Below are 18,197 nucleotides of genomic sequence, written 5' to 3'. Positions count from 1 at the left end.
CGGGTATTTAGTCAAATAAGAATAACGCTAAAGTGTATAAAAAAGTAAATAAGCGTAATATCAATACTTTTTGAAATTATATTAGAAGAAAGAACTGTTAGCTATAAAAGTTATTTAAATACTCAGAGTGCTAAGATTGGTGGATATGATATAATAGAAAATATACCACAAGTTACACATAATAAAGTATTGAGAGGGGATATTTATACATATAAGGAGTTAATTAAATCAATTAATGATGAATTGGATTTTGATAAACCTGTTAGAAAAACTTACTCATACATTCTTAAAAAGATAAAAAATGAAAATCGGTTAGAGCCGATTTACGCCATAGATTCTATAATTAGTATTTAAAACCATGAATGGAAATATATTTTATGTTATTGTCATAATTAGCTTGTTATTATTTTCTTGTCAACCTAAAAAAGAGAATTTAACTTTTGAACATATGAGTTCCAATTTATCCATAAAAGCTTTAAACGGAAGAATTCTTAAAGACAGTACTCTAATAGGCGTGTTTGTTCCACAGGAATTTATATTAAATTCACAAGGTGTTAAGTTTTCAAGAATTCATTTTAGTCTAACAGGAGCCAATGTATTTTTTACGAATAATTCAAAAATTTATGCGGTTAAAAAGGACACTCTTCTTTATGAACCAACAGAAGTTAAAATGTATTGGAATGTGGATAATAAATACAAAGTGTATGTAAGTTATTACTTCTATATTAATAATTCTGAAAAAAATATAATTTTTGATAATTCTGAATATGTTCAAACAAAATATAATAGGGATATATTCAATTTGAAATCAACAAATAAACTCAAAGAAATTTTAAATAAAAAAATCCCTGACAGCTTAAAAGGGTATATTCACCTCAATTATACCAACCCTAAAACAGAACAATTTGATTATCTCAATATTCCTGTTGAGTTTTAATATAAATTGTTGTATTGCTGTTGTATTTCAAAAAATAGAAGAGGGGGGTGTCTGTTAGAGTCTATTGGTGTTATGGGCTCTATATTTATCAATTAAATGAAAAGAATAAAATTATTACTTTGAAGTCTTTTTAACAACATTCTGTTTTTTATTTCTTGGAGCTAAATTTAGGATAGCGGCAAAAAATCAAAAACTAAATGTTTAAACTTTTATTTAAAAACTTATTATTAGCGAACTACAGTTTTGCTAAACGTTGGGTAAATAGGAAAATGCCTGAAAGAATTATTCCGTCAACAATGCATGTTTTTACAACACCTTTTAGTTTTATAATGGCTGGTATATATTGTTGGATATTAGGTTCTTTAGATTTTAAGTTCACATCATTCTTACCGACCTTCATTGGGTTAGGGATAATAATGTTACCATTTCAGTTTTTTGTAGAAATAAAAGTAAAAAAAGCATTTCATCAATGGCAAATAGAGAAGGAATATAAGACACTTTCAAAAACTGAACGTTGGAAAAAAAACACACTGGCTTTTATGTTTTTTTGGATTGGATTTGGAGTGTTTTTATTTCTTGGAGCAAAATTTCTTGGAGGGTATTTGGTAGAATAACAATGATTAGGTAACTCAATGACTTTATAGAAAAGTTGGTCCAAGTATGACAAAAACTATATTTAAACCATTATTATTGGCGTTTTACTGTACCTCAAAATATGGTGCCATCAACAATATTGACTGTTGTTTATTCTAATTGGTATAAAGCTCGCGCAAGGGATAGCAGTGGAAAGCCCACAGGGAAGAATGACCGAGGACTTGCAACGGATAGCCCGACCCGATAGGGTTGCGCCCAAATACTGCAAATAAATGAGCGCCAAAATTTTTGAAAACCGTGGTCTTTTTTAAGCAGCTTCCTTTGGTTTCTTTTAAAACTGAAAGTAAATAAAAGGCTGAAAATCGGTTGAAAAAGCTTGGTAACAAATAATACCCACGGCAACAGAAATTACTGCTTTTAGGTAAATCGGACTCTTAGCATAAAGGTTTTCAATTTGCTCTTTGGTAACGGTTGGCAACCAGTGCGTGATATAACCAATAGCCATGACAATGAAAACGGCTTTGTAATTGACGATAATATCCCAAGCGTAATGCATATCCATGTGATGTGCCACTTGATTGTACCATTTTGCGATGTGTTCCATACTTTCGCCTCTAAAATAGATACGCGTAAACGTGATAAAAATTAAGGTGACAAGGATTTTCCACCATCTTGCAACCCAATGGTTGTATTTTTCATACGGACTTATTTTTCTCCAAAATTTATAGACCACAATACCTAGGCCGTTAAGTCCGCCCCAAATCACAAATTTCCATGACGCACCGTGCCACAAGCCACCAATAAGCATGGTAAGCATGAGGTTGATGTTGGTATTGATGTAGTTTTCTACTTTTTTATTGTACTGTGCAGCAATAAAAATGGCCAAACAGATTCCTAAAGTAACAAATACCACGATTAGATTTTGATAGGCGTAAAGGACTCCTAAAATAATGATGGATAGGATGATGTATGAGGCGACTGAGCCTTTACGGTTTCCGCCTAATGGGATGTAGAGGTAATCTCTTAACCAGGTAGAAAGCGAAATGTGCCAACGCCTCCAAAAATCGCCGGTATTTAAGGCTTTATAAGGTGAATTAAAGTTCACAGGCAGTTTGAACCCCATGAGTAGAGCGAGCCCGATGGCAATATCGGTATATCCAGAAAAATCACCATAAATTTGTAGCGTATATCCAAACATGGCCATGACATTGGTAAAACCTGAAAACATTTCTGGGGAGTCGAAAACGCGGTCTAAGAAATGCATGGCGATAAAATCAGCAAAAATCATTTTCTTAATGAGGCCTTTTAGAATCATAAAAGTCCCACGGTCAAAATCAGATTTGGTTAAAACCGTAGGTGCTGAAATTTGAGGTACAAAATTTTCGGCACGTACAATGGGTCCGGCAACCAACTGCGGAAAGAAGCTCACGTAAAAACCGAAATCGACAATGGAATCTAAAGGTTTTAGTTTTCTTCTGAAAATATCAACGCTATAGCTTATGGTCTGGAAGGTGTAAAATGAAATACCAACCGGAAGTATAATTTTATCTACGGTGAAATAATTTTGGTCATTAAAGCGGTTTCCCCATTCGGCTAAGACGTTAACCACCTCATAGTTGGTTTGAAACAGCATGTTTACTGAATCGGTAAAGAAATAGGCGTATTTGAAATAGCAGAGGACAAAAAGATTGGTCACGACACTTAAGGTCACTAGGGCATAACGTTTTTTCTGATTTTCACTACGGTATATACTGCGCCCTATAAAGAAATCGACAATAGTACTGAATATGAGGATACCAATAAAAAAACCACTAGTCTTGTAGTAAAAGAACAGCGAAATCAAAAACAAGTAGGCGTTTCTTTGCTTGATTTTTTTATAAAACAAACCAAACAGGGTGTAGGCCACAGCAAAGAAAATCCAGAAATTGACTTGGGTGAAAATTAGCGGAAATTCTTCCGAGAATGTAAAAATATCGTATAACCTATTCATCGAGGTGTTTAAAGTAATTTAGTAATTCGGTTGCGTTTCTGCCGGTAGATGCTGCCCATGCATTTACTATGGCGTTTAACATTAAATCAGCTTTGACGCTATAGCCAAATAAAGTAAAATGAACACGGTCTTTAGGCATCAGGTCGTGTTTGTACCATTGTTGAGAGGAACCTAAGCCGCCCATAATTTCAAACATGTCCCAAACCGCCATTTGGTATTCTTGAGCAATTTCTAATATAATTTGTTCTTGAATGACTGTATTTGGGTTGGGTTTTCGTCTGTAATAACTGTCATTAGGCACGGTGAGCAGAATAGCGCAATTGGGATTTTTACGCTGAATCATATTTATAAACCATTTGTAATAGTGCCTGAAACTTTCAGGATCAAATTGGTCTTCAGGGACGTAGGCATCGTTGGTACCTACAGAAATAATAAACAAATCGGGATTGTACAAATCAAATTGTCTTTCAAAATAGGCGCTACGGTCAAAGCGTTTAAAACTAGCCCCGTTTACCCCAATGGTTGTGTATTCAACACCTGGATTGTCGTTTAAAAACTCCATACCCATGATGGCAAACTCAGGATTTATGGTTGTTGAATCTTTAAGCTGAAGCCCTAGTTCTATGCTGTCAATCGTTTTGTTGAAACGAAATTCGCGGTACATTTTAGCGTAATTAATCGTGTCTGAAGCGACTAAAATACTGTCTAAAACCGATAAGTTGTAGTCGTTTTTCCAGCTGTTATAAAACACACGGAACTTATTAAAGGTATAGCGGTTTTTGTTATAATTTTTATAGTTTGCTTTTACAGAAATAGTATCTGAAATATCTCTAAAAGCAGCTGTGATACCTGATAAACCCCAAGCGATGGTATCTCGTGTTAGCGCACAGCGATAGCCTTGCCATTTATCTTCATTTGCGCTGGTAACTCTATAATTTAAAGGGTTGTTAGTATGCGCCAGATGATATGGAAACACAAATCCACGTTGACCTGTGGCATCTGGTGCCATGTTTTGTAAATAAGTGCGTAATTTATTAGAGTAAAAATCGGCTTGAATGTGAGAACCACCAATATGCATGATTTGAAGCTTCTCTTTTTTACCTGAATAAATGCTGTCCAATATAGCAAAGAAAGCCTTGAAAGTAGGTGATTGGTCAGCGAATTTTAAAGTATTGGCTTCAAAATTTATTAGATGGCCTAAGGTAGGTTTAATGCTGTCCAAAACATAGTGCTGAGCATATACCGAAGAAGAAAAAAGAAAAAAAAGAATTAAATACTTCATTTATTTTCGGTTAAATCTAGATAGAGGGACAGAAAAAGAATTTCAGAAATGATTTTAGTTCCAGAGGGTGAAAAATGGGTGTAATCACTCGCTGCAAGTTTTTGGTCCACCCAATACGGCATGGCGTTTTTACCTCCCATGGCATCATAAATACTCCAATAGGCGATGTCGTTTTCGGTCATCACCTCACTTAAACATTCGTTTAAATAAGGTAACAGCGGATAGGTAACCATTTGTCCGTTTTCGGTAGTTGACATATCACTTGGACCAATGAATAAAATATTAGCATCGTTGGTTTTACGTTTTACCCATTTCACATGGTTTTTCATGTAGCCCGCATAGCGTTTCACATGCAGCGAATCTTTAAAATGGGGCACGGCATTTCCGCCATACTGGAAAATAACCAATTTCGGGTCTAAAGCTTGATACATTTGTTTGAACGTTGTACTGTTACTACCAGCAAAAATAGTTCCTGAAGCCCCTCTCATAGCCACGTTATCAAGGTTAATACCACTATCACCATCTAATGTGAGTCCGTAAAAATCTGGGCTAATTTTACTCTCTAAATCTATTTTTAAAGCGTCAGGTGTTTCAGCAAGCTTGATTGTGTACTCATGGTAGTCTCCGTCATTGATGAGTTCGTCCGACTGAATGAGCTCTCCGTTATTAAAAATCTTAATGGTTGTAGGTGTTACAGAGTTCCCATAATGCAACCCGATATTTGTGAATGTTTTTAACCGTAAATATGATCGTGATGGTTTAGCAATATAGATACTACCTTTTGTAATTTGTAAACTGTCTAATAAAAGGTCATTAATACTATCGTAAACTTGCGTAAATCGTGACATGGAGGTGTAGGCCCCATATTTTTTATGTTCAAAACGCGGTGTGCTTCTATCAAAATAAGCATGACGGGTCCAGTTGTCTGAAGCGGCTACATCGTTACTAATTTGTTCGTAAACCTGCACAATAGGCACGAAACCTGGTCCGTGACCACCGTATAAACCCTGTAATCTATTTCTAAGATAGGCTGAAATACGATCGCCTTCCAGCTGGGAATCACCATAATGAATGATGCGGCAACGATTAGCCTCTAAACTTTCTTGTAATTTCGTTAAGTATTCAGCTTTGTTTTCTGGGTACTGAATGCGTTGTACTTTAGAGGTGTCAATTTTTCTAAAATCTGGAGGAGGAGGAGCTACTTCTATTTCGGGCACATCGTCTTCAACTGTTTCAATGGCTGTACTTTCTATAATGGTTTCAACATTGCTAACAATGCTGTCTAGCGCAATTTCTTGAGTTTTTGAAACTCTATTGGTTTGTAGAAAAGATTCAGACTTGGGATATTTTACAGTAAGGTCACCTATAAAAAAACCTTCTTGAGAGGTGCCATTTGGTAAAGGCTTAGAATCTGAAAAGAACGTTATTCCCAAAAGCATCAATAAAACAATGATTAGGTATAAAGAAATTTTTAAAGGTGTGTATTTCAAGATCGTTTAGCTTAGAAATTTTTATTAAAAAATAAAATCAGGGCATAAAGATACATTTCTAGATTAAAACTATCAATGTCCGGTGTGATAATCAGTAATTTTATCTTTTTAATTTTATCTATATTTATGATTTACGATAAAGGGTATCTTAAAACTTCTACTTTTTAACAATTAATTATAGTCTAAAAAAGCTTAGATCTTTAATATTTAGGGAAAACTTCCGCATCTTTGCTTAAAAATTAGTATGGTGAATTTTAAAGATAAGGATCTTATTATTTTTGATTTTGATGGAACTCTCATTAATAGTATTCCAGATTTAACTTTAGCGGTAAATACCATGTTATCGCATTATAAAGCCAAGCGTTTGAGTATCGAAGACGTAACACCTTTTATAGGGAATGGTGCGATGCCTTTGATAGAACGTGCTTTAAAACGTGCTTTGCCTGATCAAGAACTTACCGAAGCCTTTTTAAAGGAAGCTTCTAAGCGTTATTTTGAAGCTTATAAAGCAGTGACATGTAAAGATACTTTTATGTATTCTGGAGTTTTAGAGACTTTAAAATATTTAGATGATAACGGTTATAATATGGCGATATGTACTAATAAACCTTATGATTATATTCAACCAATTTTAGAAAAGTTAGAAATAAAAGACTTCTTTAAAAGTTGGGTTGGTGAAGACTCGTTACCAGAGAAAAAGCCTCAACCTGGGCCGCTTTTTCATTTGGTTAAAGAATTTAATACAACTATAGATAGGAGTATTATGGTTGGCGATTCCAAAAATGATATTCTTGCGGCACAAAATGCAGGTATGGAAAGTATTGGAGTGAGTTACGGTTATAATTACAACGAAAATATAGCAGATTATAAGCCAACTGTAGTTGCAGATGATTTTGCAGAACTTCAAGAGCTATTTTAGTATGCGTGAAATTTACAATGTAGGTATTATTGGTGGAGGTGTTTCTGGTGTTGTAACGGCTTTACAGCTGTCTAAACATGGCATAGATTCTGTGTTGTTTGAACAGCAGAAAAGCGTTGTAAACGGCCCTCCTTTTTGTCATTTACATGCTGGTGGAAATTTATATCCAGATATATCAGTTGCCCAGTGTCAATTATTGATGAAGCAGTCCATAGAAATGGCGCGTATGTTTCCAGAGTCAATTGATGAACGCCCTACATTAATAAGTGTGCCGAAAACTGAAAAATATGAGTTTTCAAATCTGAAACAGCGTCTGGATATGTTGGTTGACTACTATAAGTCGCTCATTGCTGAAGATTCTGAAAATGAAATTCTAGGTGCTCCGGAAGATTATTATAAAATTTATACCAAAGCTGATTTAGAGCGTTTAACTGAATTACCAAGTGTGAAGCAACCAAAGACTTCAGACCAATGGATGACAAACGCCATTAAATTCATAGATTTTAAGAAGTTGAAAATGCCTGTTATTCTAGTTCAAGAATACGGCTGGAATTTATTCAGATTAGGAGCTCAGGCTCAACTAGCCTTAAACAAAACATCTTTTTGTGATTTAAAAACCAATACCAATGTGACTCACATTAAAGATGTTAGGAATGAAAATTTAGATTACAATTGGGAAATAAGCACAAAAGACACGGTTTACAGGGTTAATTATTTAGTGAATTCATGCGGATTTAAAGCCGGAGCTTTTGATGAATTTTTGCATTTGAATAACGAACATCTAATTGAATTTAAAGCCGCTTATGTTTCAAAATGGGATGCTATTCCGGGTTTAATTCCAGAACTTATTTTTCATGGTGAACGTGGTACGCCTCGTGGTATGGTGCAGTTAACACCATATAGTGACGATTATTATCAAATTCATGGTATGACTAACGAGGTAACTTTGTTTAAAAACGGACTGGTAAAATCTCAGGAAAAAGTGCAACAGCCAGAATTTGATGAAGCGATAACTGAAAAGTTAACCCGTGGTTGGGAGCCTAAAGATATTAAGGCACGTACCGAAAAAGCGATTCAGTTGGTTACTCAATTTGTACCTGCTTTTAAATCGGCTATAGTAGGTGGGCCTCCGCTATTTGGTGCACAGCAAATTCCGGGTGATGATCCTAATTTAAGGATAGGTGAGGTGCGTTTTCCGTGTAAAACCTATGCGCGTAGTGAAATTGTAAAAGCCTCTTCAGCTTTAACCGTAGCCAATCAGATTTTAGATGAGGTTCATAATTTAGGAATCGTATCTGAAACACAAGATTCAAACACAGAGAACACCTTGTTAGAAAGCATTCCTAAAAAAGACATTGATGCCTTGGCAGAAGGTCTGGCAGAGCAACGCGGTTACCCAAAGGCTTTATCACGATTGTTAATTGAACGTTCATAAATAGTTACTTCATTTAACTGAAAACTCTGACTGAAAACTTTTATTGAAAAAGATTCCTCCTATCGTCGGAATGACATTACTTAATGAGCAGAACTAGACCTTATTATTAGAACGCTTCCCCAATTCTAAAATTAATACCCCAATCGTCTTTACCAACGGCTGCATCTAATCCTATATTAAATTTCACCTTCTTAAAAGCTGCATAGCGGTAACCTACGCCAATCCCAGGGTAGGCTTTCCAATCGAATTCAGGGGTGTCTGATCCGTAAATAGTTGCAATTCCGGCAAAACCTACTACTCCCATTTTGTTGTTAAAATTATAGCGGTATTCCCCTTGAATGGCCATTAATCCGTCGCCACGGTATTTACCTTGTGAATAGCCACGAATATCTTTTCCTCCAATGGTAACCTGCTGTTGGAAGGCGATATCACCCAAGCCAAATTTTCCAAAAAAACGAGCAGCGATAACATCATGGTTCTTTCGAGAAGAAAAATATCGGTTGTATTCAGATGAAATTTGATTGGCACCAACTTCGTTTCCAAACCAAGTTGGATAAGCTAAATACCTTAACAGGGCTTTTGTACCATCAGTAGGGTAGTAAATTGCATTTCTACTATCATATAATGCATTTAACTCGATAGCATTGGTTTGTGTTATATCTTCAGGTTGTACATCATCTTCATAAAGGGTGTCATAATGGGCAAAGGTGTAGGTGAGTCCGCCATACAGGTGATCTATGATTTTGCGTTGCACCCCTGCACTCACCACCGTCAGGTCTGTCCCGTAGTCATAGAAACCAGGAACTTCGATGTCAGTCATGTAAAATTGAGAGTTTTTGTCACCAGTTAAGAAGAAGAGTTTAGCACGCCAGGTATCTTCTTTAAAATACCATTTATTAAATGCTGCAATGAAATACGACTTATTTGTGGTGTAAACTGCCGACATCCCCGATAATGATTTGGCAGAAATAGTATCGTTCTTATTTAGTTTGTACATAAACATAGGAATAGCTCCAAACATGAATTCTAAATTTCTATTATAACTAATAAATGGCATGACTTGAAAATCGACTTTCTTTTCTTTTAACGTGTCAGTTTGTTTCTTGTTTTCATGTTTTGCTTGCTGTGCCTGTGTAGTATTTAGAAATAAAACAAACAAAAACAGTGGGAGTATGTATCTTTTCATAGTATGATAATCAAAACATGATTGGTTAGTGAAGTTACAGCGAAATAAGTTATTTACGAAATTTTACAAAAAATAATTAGCAACTGTTCTAAAGTAAAGTGACAGATTGTCAGTAAATGTTAAATGGCACAAAGATTGACTTATACAACTCGAAAATAAAAATGAACACAACGTTTCCAGAATCCTGATAACTATTGGGATGGAAATATATAAACAAATAAAAAGTTATGAGTAAAATTATTGGAATTGATTTAGGAACAACCAACTCTTGCGTTTCTGTAATGGAAGGTAATGAGCCTGTAGTTATTCCTAACGCAGAAGGAAAAAGAACAACACCATCTGTAATTGCCTTTGTTGAAGGCGGAGAAATTAAAGTTGGTGACCCAGCTAAAAGACAAGCAGTAACAAACCCAACTAAAACAGTTTATTCTATTAAACGTTTTATGGGAAACAAGTATTCTGAATCTAAAAACGAAGCAGAACGCGTACCATATAATGTAGTAAAAGGTGATAACGATACACCTAGAGTTGATATTGACGGTCGTTTATACACACCTCAAGAATTATCGGCTATGATTCTTCAAAAAATGAAGAAAACAGCTGAAGACTATTTAGGAACTGATGTAAGTCGTGCTGTAATTACAGTACCAGCTTACTTTAATGATTCACAACGTCAAGCTACAAAGGAAGCTGGTGAGATTGCTGGTTTAAAAGTAGAACGTATCATTAACGAGCCTACTGCTGCAGCATTAGCTTACGGTATGGACAAAAAAGGTACAGACCAAAAAATCGTAGTATTTGATTTTGGTGGAGGAACACATGATGTATCTATCCTTGAATTAGGAGACGGTGTATTTGAAGTACTTTCAACAGACGGTGATACACACTTAGGTGGTGATGATGTAGATGAGAAAATCATCAACTGGTTAGCAGATGAGTTTAACGCTGAAGAAAATTTTGATTTAAGAAAAGACCCAATGTCGCTTCAACGTTTAAAAGAAGCTGCTGAAAAAGCGAAGATTGAATTATCGTCTTCAGCTCAAACAGAAATCAACTTACCTTATATTACAGCAACTGCAAGTGGACCAAAACACTTAGTGCGTACATTAACAAAATCTAAATTCGAGCAATTAATTGACGATTTAGTAAAACGTACTATCGCACCATGTGAGTCTGCATTAAAAGCAGCAGGTTTATCAAAATCTGATATCGATGAGGTTATTTTAGTAGGTGGTTCTACACGTATCCCTGCAGTACAAGAAGCAGTAGAGAAATTCTTCGGAAAAGCGCCAAGTAAAGGTGTTAATCCAGATGAGGTGGTTTCTTTAGGAGCAGGTATCCAAGGTGGTGTGTTAACAGGAGATGTTAAAGATGTATTACTTTTAGATGTAACACCTTTATCTCTTGGTATCGAAACTATGGGTAACGTATTTACAAAGCTTATTGAAGCGAATACAACGATTCCTACTAAGAAATCGCAAGTATTCTCTACAGCAGCAGATAATCAACCATCAGTAGAAATTCACGTTTTACAAGGTGAAAGAGCTATGGCTGCCGATAACAAAACTATTGGACGTTTTCACTTAAGTGATATTCCACCAGCACAAAGAGGAACACCACAAATTGAGGTGACTTTCGATATCGATGCTAATGGAATCATTAAAGTATCTGCAGAAGATAAAGCAACTGGTAAGAAACAAGATATTCGTATCGAAGCTTCTTCAGGTTTAAGCGAAGAAGAAATCGAAAAGATGAAAGCTGATGCTGAAGCAAATGCTGAAGCAGATAAAGCTGCAGCTGAAAATGCTCAGAAATTAAATGAAGCTGATTCTATGATTTTCCAAACGGAAAAGCAATTAGAAGAGTTTGGTGATAAATTATCTGAAGATAAAAAACAACCAATTGTTGAAGCTTTAGAAGAATTGAAAAAAGCATATGAGTCTAAAGATGTTGCAGTAATTACGCCTGCTTTAGATAAAATAAACGAAGCTTGGAAAGTAGCTTCTGAAGAAATGTACAAAGCGCAAGCTGAAGCTCAAGGTGGAGCACAACCAGGACCAGATGCTGGTGCAGGTGAGCAACCACAAAACGAAGGCAGCGACGTTGAAGACGTAGATTTCGAAGAAGTTAAGTAAGTAGAGCACCCGTCTCGATGAAAATTGAGATGCTGTGAATCACTTATTCCGAACTCGTTTCGGAACCTCACACAGAGATAGATTCTTAAAAATAAGTAAAGCGCAATCTTAAAGGTTGCGCTTTTTTTATACCGTTTTGTAGCTATTTGTTTATTAGGATTGGTTTAGTACCCCAATTTCCCGTAATATTGCTTGAAAATTAATTTATCTAAAGGTCATGAAAAAAATTATTCGTCTATTTTCAGTGTTAAGTATTGTATTAACCTCGTGTTCTAATGATGATAATGTAGATTTTACATCAGAAGACCTTATAGGCAACTGGCAAAGTACCAGTGTTACTTACGATGGTTCTGCAACGATAACCGTTAACGGTGAATCTTCCAGAGTTAAAATTACAGGAGAATCTATAGATAATTCGATGTCTACACGTTTTAATAATGACCCTAAGGTTTTATTAACTCAAGGTAATTTTAGAATTGAATTGACAATAGATGGGGGAGTAGGATCTATACATTATTCAGGTGTTCAACAACTATTAACAGGGGACAGTTGGAGTCAAGACGGAAGAACCTTAAGAATTTATAATGGTAATGAAGAAGAGAGCTATAGAATTGATGAGTTACTACCAAACACTATGACGCTTACAGATTCACGTAAAGAAAGCCTTGAAATAAATGGCCAAATAACAACTGTTGAATTTGATCTTGTAGCTGAATACAGAAAAGTAAATTAACTAAAACCAAAGTAACCCCAATGAGAAAAATTAGTATTTTATTAATTACCTGTATTTTAGTTTTAACATCTTGTTCTAGTAATGAAAATGAAGCTTCAGATATTTCGGGAGATCTAGTAGGTACTTGGACGGCAACCGATTTAGTTTATGAAGGCTCATATGAAACAACAATAGCCGGAGAAGATTTTGAGACCTACTATTACGGTGAAGCTGACGAGATGACAAATACATTAACCTTTACTGAGTCTCCGAATACCGTAATTTCAGAAGGCAGTTACAATATTAGTCTAGAATATACCATAAATGGTGTAACTGACACCGATTATATTGTAGGTGAAGAATTTTTACAAAGTGGTTCTTGGGAGCTTGATGGTGATGAGCTTATCATAGAAAATGATGACGAAGTAAATCAAGAAGAAGCACCTTCTATTAAAATACTCACGCTAACGAAAGATAAATTAGTGATTAGTAGTACAGAAACTATAGAGTTAGAAGAGAATGGTGTGGAAATCAAAAGTCTTATTAAAATGATTTCAACATTTAAAAGATAGAAAAAAGGCTGTTTTAGACATATAAAAGTTTAAACAGCCTTTTTTACTCACAACAATAAACACTTATAAAATCTGACCTTTTTCGTCAACTTTTATAGTTTTTTTAGAACCATCAACTTTTATTTTAATTTTATATGTTTTTTCAATCGGCTTATTAGGTAAGTAAGATACATAGTAAGTGTTTGTCACAAATGTACAACCAGGATAGGTTTTAACTACAGCGCACCTTACAACATAAGGCAGTGTAACATCTTTAAACTTTTCCATAGATTTTGTTAATTCACCAGCATGATTAAAGTGAGCCACAATGCTTCCTTCATATTTATCATGCTCTTCAAAGACTACGCGGTAGTCACTTTTATTGGCTTTGCTATAAACAGACTGTTTAGTAATATCGTAATTAGCGACAGTACTTTCTAAAGCTGAAATGCGCTTAGCCATATTGACTTCTAAAACATTTGATAGGTAATTACTGTGTACTGCAGTGGCAGTCTTGTATTTGAGTAAGAGCACATCATCAGATTCAAAACTCGATTGAGCGGTTATTAATGGGGTGAAAACGAGGCAACAAAGGCCGATTAGAAGATTTTTCATGATAAAAGGTTTAAATTAAACAATTGTCTTTACCATTAATTTACTGAGTAGAGAGAGATCTGATATTTAAGGTACCCTAAATTATATATTATTTTCAAAGAAAAATGCTACTTAAGTATCATATTAACAATGTTTTATGTTAAAGTTTTTTTATTGGTTGACACGATCAATAAGTCGTGCCATGTTTAGTATTTTAATTTGCTTGTTCTTGATTTCAATAATGCCTTCTTCTTTAAATTGTTGAACATTTCGATTTAAAACGGTCCTTGTGGTGCCAATTAATTGTGCCAATTCCTTGTGAGGAAGGCCGTTTATGAGTTCCAGTTTTAAGGTTGTTGCATTGGTATGTTGTAACAGTAATTTGGCCAGTCTCTTAGCGGTCGAGTCTAAGTTTGAACTGGTCACATAATCTTCTAAACCTTTCATTTTTATCATACTATATTCCAGAGCATTTTTGTAGAAAGTGATATTATTTTGCATCCACTGCTTTAAAAAAAGGATTGAAATAGAGAAGAATTCCGTATCATCTAATGTTTCGTAATACACGTCGTGGTGACACCAATTAAATAATTGATACATATCAAAAGCATCATGTTTACTTAAAATAAATAAAGTGATTTTACGATCTTTTTCAGGATTATAATAATACACTTTTAATCGTCCGGATAATATGATGTAGAAGCTGTTTTGTGTCTTACTGGTATCTAAAAAGCAAATGCGTTTGGTCCAGGTTTTTTGTTTTCCATTCAGAATGACCTCCTGTAACCCAGCATGGGAAACATCATTAAATAAAGGATTTTCTTTAAGTACATTGAAGATTCTATTATCTTGATTTTGCATCATCATAGCACAGCTATTTAAGTGATATCGGCTAATAAAAACTTGGGCGGCTATAATTATGCAAAGAGAGGGTTAAATATAATCATTAATTGTCTGAAAAACAGATAGTAGTCCTGTGTTTATAAGATTTTTTTTGTGAAAAGTATTTGATTCTCTCAAGTTTACCCCTTTTTTAGGAATACAACTATGCTATAAAGCACAGAATACCTGCTTTATAATTTATAATTCGACTACTTTTGTTTTAAAATTAAACCATGCATTTTTCTGAAAATATTAAACGTACAAAAAAACCTAAAAATTTAGCGGTAAAGCTGAATTCTAAAGGCGAACAGTTTGTTTTAAAGGGACATCCTTGGGTGTTTTCTAATAATATTATAAAAATAAATGATGATGCAAAATCGGGTGATTTGGCCATTATTTTCGGAAAACGACAAAACCGTATTATAGGGCTTGGTTTATACGATGGCAATTCTCCCATTCGTATTAAAATGTTGCATAGCGGATTTGAAAAAGTAGACATTAATGCCCAGTTCTTTCAGAAAAAAATTGATGAGGCTTATAAAAAGCGAAAAGGGCTCCTAAAAACCAATACCAACAGTTACCGTTTGTTGTTTGGTGAAAATGATGGTTTCCCAGGGTTGATAGCTGATGTCTATGCTAAGGTTTTAGTAGTTAAAATATATTCTGAAATCTGGCTCCCTTATATTGAAATGATTATTCCAAGTCTACAAAAAACGTCTCAAGCTGAAACTGTGGTTGTGCGTTTAAGCAGAAGTTTAGAGCAATCTAAACAGCACCAACTTCAAAATGGTGAGGTGGTTTACGGAACCTTAAAAAATGAAGTAGTACAGTTTGTAGAGCATGGTGTCAATTTTTCAGCAAATGTTATAAAAGGCCATAAAACCGGTTATTTTTTAGATCACCGTGCCAATAGAAAACAAGTCGGCTTGTGGAGTAAAGGAAAAACCGTATTGGATGTGTTTTCATATGCAGGCGGATTTTCAGTACATGCTTTGTATAACGGTGCCAAGGAAGTGACTAGTTTAGATATCAGCAAGCAAGCTTTAGAAATCGCTGTTGAAAATGGTAAGTTAAATGATTATACAGGTAAGCATAAAATCATTGCAGGAGATGCTTTTGAAGAATTAGAAGCCCTAATAAATGATAAAATTACTTTTGACGTCGTGGTCATTGATCCACCAAGTTTTGCAAAACAAGCCTCTGAAATTCATTTGGCAAAGAAAAAATATGCACAATTGGCGCGATTAGGGGAGCGGTTAACCTCAAAAAATGGATTATTGGTATTGGCTTCATGTTCATCACGTGTACTTTCAGAAGATTTCTTTGAAATTAACTCCCGTGTTTTAGATAAAACAAATAGAAACTATAAAGTCCTTTTACAAACCGATCATGACACCGATCACCCTATTGGATTTCCTGAAGGTGCTTATTTAAAATGTGGGTATTATCGTTTTTTAGATAAGAAGTAGCATGTTTCTGACGTTTTAATTTAATACCAATTATAACTCAAAAAACGCACGTTCCCTTTGAATAAACGATTTCAAATCTGTTGGTTTTTTACCTGTTAAACGTTCATAACAATTTGAGATTTGAGGCGCTTTTTGAAAACGCGGTAAAAAATGCAATAAAATCATCACGATAATCATACCACCGACCATGCCTTCACGTTTCTTTATTTGGTAAAATTTAAACGGATTGACATTTCTGTAGCTAATAGGTCGGTTTATTAGCGAATTGATGAGTTTAGTAACGTATTCAAAATTTTCATTTTCTAAGCCTGTGATCTCAATAGCTTGATTTTTAAAATTCTCAAATTTATCGAGAAAAATGGTCGCAACCTCGCCAATATTTTTAAGGTCTATCCAGTTGAATTTAGCATGGCCTGCGGGTAAAATAATTTCACGTTTTGTTCTAATATCTTTAAGCAATGTGGTCGTTAAATTTTGCATGAAGTAACTGGGGCGAATGAAAATGTAATCTAAACCAAACTCTTGAATGAGACGCTCGATTTTATTATGAGGGATCACTTTGCTCTTTTCCGCACCCTGAACCGAGAGAAAAACAACCTGTTTAATACCCTTTTCTTTAATTTTTGAGATTAATGGCTTGAAGTAGCATTCAATATCTGAAATGTGTGGCGGACGTAACAAAAACACGATATCTATTTGGTCTAAAGCAGCATCAAAGGTACTAGAATCTTCAAAGTCAAAACGTCTGTAATCTAAATTCGTAAAATCATTAAATTTATTTTTTGCTTTATTAATAGCCCGAACAGCAGCAAAAATGTGGTGTCCAGAATCAAGTTTTGATAATTCACGTACCACTTCAAATCCTATATTTCCAGTAGCCCCAGTGACTAGTATATTGCTCATAATGCTAAATTCTAGCGAAATTAAGTATTAAAATTACAGATGTTATTTTAATTATAAAATGATTAATATCATTAAGTGTATAAAACCTGTATTTGTTATGCGCGCATCATATTTTAGTATATTTGATAAAAAACCACATGGCTAAACGACTTACTGAACTTTTAGATATCAAGCACTCTATTATTCAAGCCCCTATGTTTTTAGTATCTAATGTAGCAATGGTTAAAGCGGCGATGGAAAGTGGTATTGCTGGTTGTATTCCTGCTTTAAACTATAGAACCTTAGACGAGCTAAAAGATGCCATTCATAAATTGAAAACTGCCAAGCCTAAACATGGTGCTTTTGGGTTTAATTTGATAGTCAATAAATCTAATGTAAAACTTAAAGGACAGCTAGACGTCATTTGTGAAGCCGGTTGTGATTTTATAATTACTTCATTAGGAAGTCCAGAAGAAACCATAAAAGCAGCCCATCAAGCTGGAATAAAAGTATTTTGTGATGTGGTCGATTTAAAATATGCTCAAAAAGTAGAGGCTCTAGGGGCCGATGGCATCATTGCGGTAAACAATCAAGCTGGCGGCCATCGTGGTGATAAGAGTCCGAAAGCTTTAATAGAAGAATTACGAGCCCATTGTAAGCTTCCTATTATTTCGGCAGGAGGTGTTGGATGTAAGGCTGATATAGATAACATTTTGAATTATGGCGCTAGCGGTGTTTCGGTGGGAAGCCTTTTTATAGCTTCAGAAGAATCAGGAGTGACTTCAGAATATAAACAAGCCTGTGTAGAATACGGCGCTGATGATATTGTGATGACTCAGCGGATTTCAGGCACACCTTGTACCGTAATAAATACACCTTATGTTCAAAAGATAGGCACCAAACAAACTTGGCTAGAATCGGTTTTAAACAAAAATAAAGCTTTGAAAAAATGGGTGAAAATGATTCGCTTTTCCATAGGAATGAACGCAACAAAAAATGCAGCAACCAAAGCGACTTATAAAACGGTTTGGGTAGCTGGGCCTAGTATTGAATTCACCAATAAAATCTTACCTGTAAAAGCCATTATTGAGCGGTTAGTGCACTGAAAAAGACTTTATTTATTTCGTTAAAACTTCATA

General features: G+C 34.9%; 16 protein-coding genes. 9 read left to right on the top strand and 7 right to left on the bottom strand.

The window, feature by feature from the left end:
* The first annotated feature begins 358 nt into the window (after nucleotides 1–358).
* Nucleotides 359–937, top strand: a complete 579-nt coding sequence (locus tag F6U93_RS10110) for a hypothetical protein (protein WP_150939419.1) — start codon at nucleotides 359–361, stop codon at nucleotides 935–937.
* Nucleotides 938–1,134: 197 nt separating this feature from the next.
* Nucleotides 1,135–1,551, top strand: a complete 417-nt coding sequence (locus tag F6U93_RS10105) for a hypothetical protein (RefSeq protein WP_150939417.1) — start codon at nucleotides 1,135–1,137, stop codon at nucleotides 1,549–1,551.
* Between the two features lie 311 nt (nucleotides 1,552–1,862).
* Here the strand turns inward: F6U93_RS10105 and F6U93_RS10100 are convergent, their stop codons facing one another.
* The 3 genes from F6U93_RS10100 to F6U93_RS10090 are packed head-to-tail and all read right to left on the bottom strand — an operon-like array spanning nucleotide 1,863 to nucleotide 6,293.
* Nucleotides 1,863–3,521, bottom strand: coding sequence for an MBOAT family O-acyltransferase (locus tag F6U93_RS10100; RefSeq protein ID WP_150939414.1), 1,659 nt, complete (start codon nucleotides 3,519–3,521; stop codon nucleotides 1,863–1,865).
* On the bottom strand, nucleotides 3,514–4,803 hold the full coding sequence (locus F6U93_RS10095; protein WP_150939412.1) for a GDSL-type esterase/lipase family protein: 1,290 nt from the start codon (nucleotides 4,801–4,803) through the stop codon (nucleotides 3,514–3,516). Before F6U93_RS10095 ends, F6U93_RS10100 begins: the two co-directional genes overlap by 8 nt.
* The gene (locus tag F6U93_RS10090; protein WP_150939410.1) at nucleotides 4,800–6,293 is read right to left on the bottom strand and encodes an SGNH/GDSL hydrolase family protein; all 1,494 of its coding nucleotides are present in this window, start codon (nucleotides 6,291–6,293) and stop codon (nucleotides 4,800–4,802) included. The genes F6U93_RS10095 and F6U93_RS10090 overlap by 4 nt, the downstream gene beginning before the upstream one ends.
* Before the next feature lie 244 nt (nucleotides 6,294–6,537).
* On the opposite strand from F6U93_RS10090, the gene F6U93_RS10085 reads away from it, so the two are divergent.
* Together F6U93_RS10085 and F6U93_RS10080 are read left to right on the top strand one after the other, a co-directional pair.
* Nucleotides 6,538–7,212: a phosphoglycolate phosphatase gene (locus F6U93_RS10085; RefSeq protein WP_150939408.1), complete on the top strand. Its 675-nt coding sequence runs from the start codon at nucleotides 6,538–6,540 to the stop codon at nucleotides 7,210–7,212.
* A gap of 1 nt (nucleotide 7,213) precedes the next feature.
* Nucleotides 7,214–8,647, top strand: coding sequence for an NAD(P)-binding protein (locus tag F6U93_RS10080; protein ID WP_191963498.1), 1,434 nt, complete (start codon nucleotides 7,214–7,216; stop codon nucleotides 8,645–8,647).
* A 106-nt stretch (nucleotides 8,648–8,753) separates the two neighbouring features.
* On the opposite strand, the gene F6U93_RS10075 is transcribed toward F6U93_RS10080, so the two are convergent.
* Entirely contained in the window at nucleotides 8,754–9,833 is a 1,080-nt protein-coding gene (locus F6U93_RS10075) for a BamA/TamA family outer membrane protein (protein ID WP_150939404.1), read from the bottom strand.
* A 227-nt stretch (nucleotides 9,834–10,060) separates the two neighbouring features.
* Here F6U93_RS10075 and dnaK point away from each other — a divergent pair, with 227 nt between their 5' ends.
* The 3 genes from dnaK to F6U93_RS10060 all read left to right on the top strand — a co-directional run bounded on the left by dnaK (nucleotide 10,061) and on the right by F6U93_RS10060 (nucleotide 13,252).
* A complete protein-coding gene (gene dnaK, locus F6U93_RS10070) occupies nucleotides 10,061–11,968 on the top strand; it encodes a molecular chaperone DnaK (protein ID WP_150939402.1) in 1,908 nt (635 codons plus the stop codon).
* Nucleotides 11,969–12,185: 217 nt separating this feature from the next.
* Nucleotides 12,186–12,701, top strand: coding sequence for a hypothetical protein (locus F6U93_RS10065; RefSeq protein ID WP_150939400.1), 516 nt, complete (start codon nucleotides 12,186–12,188; stop codon nucleotides 12,699–12,701).
* Nucleotides 12,702–12,721: 20 nt separating this feature from the next.
* On the top strand, nucleotides 12,722–13,252 hold the full coding sequence (locus F6U93_RS10060) for a lipocalin family protein (RefSeq protein ID WP_150939398.1): 531 nt from the start codon (nucleotides 12,722–12,724) through the stop codon (nucleotides 13,250–13,252).
* Nucleotides 13,253–13,315: 63 nt separating this feature from the next.
* Here the strand turns inward: F6U93_RS10060 and F6U93_RS10055 are convergent, their stop codons facing one another.
* Together F6U93_RS10055 and F6U93_RS10050 are read right to left on the bottom strand one after the other, a co-directional pair.
* Nucleotides 13,316–13,846 carry a hypothetical protein gene (locus F6U93_RS10055; RefSeq protein WP_150939396.1) on the bottom strand — a complete coding sequence of 177 codons (531 nt, stop codon included), beginning with the start codon at nucleotides 13,844–13,846 and terminating at the stop codon, nucleotides 13,316–13,318.
* Nucleotides 13,847–13,996: 150 nt separating this feature from the next.
* Nucleotides 13,997–14,692, bottom strand: coding sequence for a Crp/Fnr family transcriptional regulator (locus tag F6U93_RS10050; protein ID WP_150939393.1), 696 nt, complete (start codon nucleotides 14,690–14,692; stop codon nucleotides 13,997–13,999).
* Nucleotides 14,693–14,940: 248 nt separating this feature from the next.
* Here F6U93_RS10050 and F6U93_RS10045 point away from each other — a divergent pair, with 248 nt between their 5' ends.
* Nucleotides 14,941–16,176, top strand: a complete 1,236-nt coding sequence (locus F6U93_RS10045) for a class I SAM-dependent rRNA methyltransferase (protein ID WP_150939391.1) — start codon at nucleotides 14,941–14,943, stop codon at nucleotides 16,174–16,176.
* A 30-nt stretch (nucleotides 16,177–16,206) separates the two neighbouring features.
* Here F6U93_RS10045 and F6U93_RS10040 read toward each other — a convergent pair whose 3' ends face one another.
* Nucleotides 16,207–17,079 carry an NmrA family NAD(P)-binding protein gene (locus tag F6U93_RS10040; protein ID WP_150939389.1) on the bottom strand — a complete coding sequence of 291 codons (873 nt, stop codon included), beginning with the start codon at nucleotides 17,077–17,079 and terminating at the stop codon, nucleotides 16,207–16,209.
* 137 nt (nucleotides 17,080–17,216) lie between these two features.
* Here F6U93_RS10040 and F6U93_RS10035 point away from each other — a divergent pair, with 137 nt between their 5' ends.
* A complete protein-coding gene (locus F6U93_RS10035; protein ID WP_150939387.1) occupies nucleotides 17,217–18,164 on the top strand; it encodes an NAD(P)H-dependent flavin oxidoreductase in 948 nt (315 codons plus the stop codon).
* Nucleotides 18,165–18,197: the final 33 nt, after the last annotated feature.

The sequence above is a fragment of the Pseudotamlana haliotis genome, assembly GCF_008806375.1.
GTDB lineage: Bacteria > Bacteroidota > Bacteroidia > Flavobacteriales > Flavobacteriaceae > Pseudotamlana > Pseudotamlana haliotis.
This window is presented reverse-complemented; position numbering and strand designations above follow the sequence as displayed.